The organism is Falsiroseomonas sp. RANM36, from assembly GCF_056682175.1.
Genome location: NZ_JBWXTD010000002.1, coordinates 543,879 through 547,571 on the forward strand (window position 1 = coordinate 543,879; position 3,693 = coordinate 547,571).

Consider the following 3,693-nt stretch of genomic DNA (forward strand, 5'->3'; position numbering starts at 1 on the left):
GGGGAGGCGGCTCCTACCCGCTTCTCGGATTGGCCCGGCATATGTGGCGCCGCGGCGGGGGCGGCGCCGACGACCTGCGCGGCGGCTTCGGGCGGGACACGGCAAGCTACATCACGGCCTTCGACGGCGTGACGGCAGTGTTGGCGCTTCGGCGCGGCACCGCCGGCGATGCGCTCGGCGACACGTACGTCTCGATCGAGGACCTCGAAGGCAGCGACAACAACGACACGCTGATCGGGGATTCGGACCCCAACGGGCTCTACGGCCGCCGCGGCGACGACAGGCTCGAGGGACGCGACAGCTACGACACGCTCGATGGCGGTGCGGGCAACGACACCCTCGTGGGCGGCGAGGGTGGCGACTCCCTCAACGGCGGGAGCGGGACCGACCTGGTCAGCTACGCCACCGCGCCGACCCGCGTCGTCGCGGACCTGCTCTATCCCTTCTACAACCAGGGCGACGCGAATGGCGACACGTACGTTTCTGTCGAGGACATCGAGGGATCCAACGGGCCCGACATCCTGAACGGCGACCACCGCGCCAACCGGATCAGCGGCGGGTGGGGCCAAGACACCATCGCAGGACGCGGCGGCGCGGATTCGCTCGTCGGCGGTGAGATGGGCGATTCGCTCCTCGGCGAGGCTGGCGCCGATACGCTGGTCGGCGGGAACGACGGCGACACGCTGGACGGCAGTTCCCCCATCGCCTCCGACAACAGCGCCGACCTGCTGGTCGGCGGCTTCGGTGACGACGTCTACTTCGTGGACAATGACGTGGACCGCGTACGGGAGGACCCCGGCCGCGGCTACGACCGCGTCTTCGCCCGGGGCAGCTTCACCCTCCACCTGAGGCTCGCCGCGGTGGAGGAATTGCGTGCGCTGGACCCCGCCGGGACCGATGCGATCTCCCTGGCCGGCAGCCAGACGGACAACCTCATCGTCGGCAATGCAGGCGACAACGCAATCGACGGCCGCACCGGCGCCGACACGATGATCGGGCTCGCCGGCGACGACACCTTCGTGGTGGACGATCCCGGCGACGTGGTGGTCGAGGCTGACGAGCCGGGCACCGACCTGGTGCGGAGCTCGGTCACCTTCAGCCTGGAGGCGATCTTCGCCGAGCACCTGACCCTGACCGGCACCGCCAACGTCGACGGGCGCGGCAACAGCCTCAACAACAGCCTCGGCGGCAATATCGGGGACAACGTCATCTGGGGCTTCCAGGGCCGCGACACGATCCATGGCAACAGCGGCAACGACACCCTGACCGGCGGCGACGGCAACGACATCATCTTCGGCGACGCGCATGACGATCAGCTCTTCGGCGATGCCGCCAACGACACCATCTACGGCGGCACCGGCTTCGACGAACTGTTCGGCGGCGACGGCAACGACCTGCTGCGCGGCGGCCCGGATGCCGACACGCTCCTTGGCGGCAACGACGTCGATGTCGCTGACTATCGCCTCTCCCCGGCCGGCATCTCCGTGAACCTTGCCACCGGTCTCGGCTTCGGCGGCGAGGCGTCGGGCGACGTGCTCGACGGCATCGAGCGTGTTTACGGCTCTGCGCAGGCGGACAGCATCGCCGGCGATGGCGGGGCGAACCTGCTGCTGGGCAACAACGGCTTCGATACGCTTGACGGCGGCGCAGGCCCGGACACGCTCATGGGCGGCGCCGGCAACGACCTGTTCTATGTGGACAGCGGTGACCGCGTGGACGGTGGCGCCGGCTACGACCACGTCGCCGCCGTGGCCGCGACCGCCAAGGCCGGCTTCGCCTTCACCCTGACCGATGCCATGTCCGTCGAGCTGATCCAGGGGCACGACGGCAACGACCGCATCGACGCCTCGGCGATGACGACCACCATCTCGATCTACACGCATGGCGGCGCCGACACGGTGCTCGGCGGCAGCGGCGACGACGCGGTGCAGGCCTTCGCCGGCGACGACTATCTCGATGGCGGGCTCGGTTTCGACCAGCTCAATGGCGGCGAGGGCAACGACACCATGATCGGCGGCGGCGGCCCGGCCAATCCGCCTTTCGGCGACTGGCTCTATGCCGGGCCAGGCGACGACCTTCTTTTCGGCAGCGGCTATGGCGCCGTGGTCGGCGAAGGCGGCAACGACACCATGACCGGCGGCATCCGGGACATCATGAACGGCGGTGACGGCAATGACAGCATCACCGGGACCGCAGGCTTCCAGCAGATCCTGCCTGGCACGGGCAACGACACCATCCTCGGCGGCGCCGATGGCGACCGCTTCGACTTCTACGATGCCTGGGGTGACGACCGCATCCTCGACTACGAGCCGGGGCGCGACAAGATCGGGCTGTTCGGCGTGACGGGGCTCGACCTGTTCTCGCAGCTCTCGCTGACCGACGGGCCGGATGGCGTCGTGATCGGCTTCGCGGGCAACACGCTGTTGCTCGCTGGGCTGACGAAGGACCAGTTGGCGGAGACGGACTTCCTGTTGTAGCCGTCTTCACGCCGTCGCTCGACGTTCACCGGTTGTCGCTGGCGCCGCGGCACCGCGGCATGGGCTTGCCGATGCGGCTGGTGGGCCAGACCGGCTTCGGTCGCTTGGTCACGAGCGCGCGGAACCGTGCGGGGATCACGCCGGGCCGCTCCGCCGCGGCGACGCCGATCGCCGCCTCCCGAACGCCATCGATGCGCTCGGCAGGCACGACAGCCAGGCGGGCTCCTGCGTTCGGTTCGTCGCTGGGCTTGAGTTCTCGGTGCGCGAAAGGGCGCAGCGTCCGGGCTGATCAAGCAGGCCGGCGCACAAGCCGGTGGCGCAGGGCATCCCGGTCGGCGCGCTTGCCGCGCGGGGCGATGCGCTTCGGGCTCACCCCGCGGCAGCGCGCGACTCAAGCCAGCCGGGCGCGCTCTTGACGGGCGCCTTGCGTGGCGTCCACCGTCTCCCCTCGGGGGCTGCCGCGATCGCCCCGTCAGGCTCAGGCCCAAGCATCGCGTCCACCCTTCGCTGCTGAGCATCGGAGGAGAGACGCTCATGCCTGCGTTCCTTCTGGGCCGCTTGCGTCAGCCCGTCACGCAAGGCGGCGGTTGGGGGCCCCCCGGGGGGGGGGGGGGGGGCGCGGGGGGGCCCGCGGGCGGCGGCGATCGCGAAGCTGTCCGCGTCCTTCCGTGCCGGCGTGACCGATCCCGGCGTGCAGGAGCGCCTGCGCAGCCTGGGCTTCGAGCCGATCGGCGGCGATGCCGCGGCCTATGCCGAGAACCTGCGCACCGAGACCGCAAAATGGGCCGAGGTGGTGCGGCGGGCGAATGTGAAGCTCGACTGAGCCCGCGCGTCGCATCGCCGCGCGCGGCGTGACCACGCCCTGGATCGCCGCCTTGGGGGCGACCCTGCTCATGCAGGTGATCGCCTCCTTCATGGCGCACAGCCTGCCGGTGGTCGCGCCGCTGCTCACCGACGACCTGGGGCTGGCGGCGCAGGCCATCGGCAGCCTCTCGGCGCTGAACGCCTTCGGCACGGTGCTGTTCCTGGCCTTCGGCGGGCCGTTCCTGGCGCGGCTCGGGCCGGTGCGGATGCTGCAACTGGGCGCGGCGATGTCCGCCGTGGGGCTGCTCGCGCTCGCCATCGGCACGGTGCCGGCGCTGGTCTTCGCGGCGCTGCTGCTGGGCGTCGGCTATGGCCCGAGCCCGCCGGCGGGCAGCCGCATCCTGGCCGCGAC

At 70.8% G+C, this 3,693-nt stretch carries 3 protein-coding genes; all 3 read left to right on the top strand.

From position 1 onward, the window contains the following. The coding region (locus tag AC1MIR_RS03480) for a calcium-binding protein (RefSeq protein ID WP_480026789.1) at window positions 1-2,477 on the top strand (2,477 nt) is incomplete at its 5' end. A 691-nt stretch (window positions 2,478-3,168) separates the two neighbouring features. Further along, window positions 3,169-3,300, top strand: a complete 132-nt coding sequence (locus tag AC1MIR_RS03485) for a hypothetical protein (RefSeq protein ID WP_480026790.1) — start codon at window positions 3,169-3,171, stop codon at window positions 3,298-3,300. 52 nt (window positions 3,301-3,352) lie between these two features. Then, on the top strand, window positions 3,353-3,693 hold a 341-nt coding region (locus AC1MIR_RS03490), incomplete at its 3' end, for an MFS transporter (protein WP_480026791.1).